Annotated in this window: 1 protein-coding gene and 1 pseudogene; both read right to left on the bottom strand. The window is 50.3% G+C overall.

Annotated elements, in window-relative coordinates:
- Positions 1–16 precede the first annotated feature (16 nt).
- Positions 17–898, bottom strand: a pseudogene (locus F4V43_RS16120) (IS3 family transposase); the annotation flags it as partial.
- Between the two features lie 20 nt (positions 899–918).
- A complete protein-coding gene (locus F4V43_RS19905; RefSeq protein WP_223879927.1) occupies positions 919–1347 on the bottom strand; it encodes an HTH domain-containing protein in 429 nt (142 codons plus the stop codon).
- Positions 1348–1445 lie beyond the last annotated feature (98 nt).

The raw sequence follows: 1445 nt of genomic DNA, 5'->3' as shown, positions 1-1445 counted from the left end.
TAAAGGGCCGGCAATCTTAACTGACAAGCAGATGACTTCTGAATTCATCAGGGGTCATCTTTTTTAATGTCCATTGGTATCGTTCGGAATTGTAAAAGCTTATGTATTTCTTAACTCGCATTCTCACTTCCTCAATGGTCTGGCAATCGCTGAAGTTCACCTCGTCTTTCATATGGCCGAAGAATGACTCCATGGGGGCATTGTCCCAACAATTGCCCCTGCGAGACATGGATTGCTTAAAGCCTGTTTTGTTAATGAGAAGACGGGTTTTGGGATGGGTGTAATGCATCCCTTGATCAGAGTGTAGGATGGCTTCCGGATGTATGTTCCCGTCCAGTCGTGCAACAAGTTGTTGAATGGTCCGTTCGACAATCGGAAGCTCCAGGGTGCCTGCAACACAATCGGCAAGGATCTGCCTGGTGGCCCCGTCTTTCACGCAGGAGAGGTATGCCCACTGTCCGCTTCCGTAGCGCAAGTAGGTGATGTCGGTTAGAAATACCTTCTCGGGCTCGCCTGGGTCAAACTGACGCTTTAACAAGTTGGGACATGTCTGGTGTTCCTGGGTTGCCTTGGCCATCTTACGGTAAGGATTCGCTTGTCGGATGACCGCGATTAGGCCTGCCTTGCGCATGAGGCGACGAATCTTCTTGTGGTTCATGATGACACCGCTCATTTGCTCAAGACGCATTTTGATGACTAGGGCGCCTGCTCTGCCGCGCAGCGTCTCAAAGTGTTGCCTGATGAGGGAGATGTCTGCCTCGTCAGCAGCTGCCCGAAGCTGGCGCTTATCCTCGGCTGCAAGCCATCTGTAGTAGCTGCTTGGACTAACGTCCACGAGCTTACACAGGTAGCGTGTCATCTGTTTCAGGCCATATGCACGGATGGTACGGTTAATGAGCTCAAAGCGCTCGGCGGCCGTTAGCGTTTCTTCTGCCGCTCGAGCGCCTCGAGCTTTTTTAGCAAGTCGACCTCTGCTTCGAGCAGTTTAATTTTGACCTGAGCTCGCTTCAACTCTTCTTCCACCGACAATTCACCGGCTGGCTTACGTCCCACGCTGTTCTTGCCACGTCGATCTACAGCCAATCCTTCTTTACCGTATAGACCGGCGGCTTCGCGCCAACGCTTTAGGCTCTTTTTAGGCTTTTCATGTCCAATTACATCAAGGTCGAAGTCAGCCCGGATAAAGATCTCCGAAGGTGTCTGCCCTGCCTTGTAGGCCTGCAATGCTTCCAGTTTGAACGCAGGCTTGTACGTAATGGCTGACTCGGATACTCTCTCCACGTTGGGGTTTTCCTCCAACTTTTTTATTTGATCTTCTGTGAATTTGACCCGCTTCAATTTTCCCATTTTTGTTTCGCTCCTCTTCCTGTACCTTGATTAAAACACAAATGACCCACAAGAGGGGTCACTTTTTTCAAAGTGTCCTTCTTGTGGGTCACAGTTCA

This window comes from Paenibacillus spiritus, from assembly GCF_008710135.1.
GTDB lineage: Bacteria > Bacillota > Bacilli > Paenibacillales > Paenibacillaceae > Paenibacillus_AQ > Paenibacillus_AQ glufosinatiresistens.
This window is presented reverse-complemented; position numbering and strand designations above follow the sequence as displayed.

Coding starts and splice junctions, on each gene's coding strand:
- F4V43_RS19905 (WP_223879927.1), bottom strand. CDS start 1,347: ATGGGAAAATTGAAGCGGGTCAAATTCACAGAAGATCAAATAAAAAAG.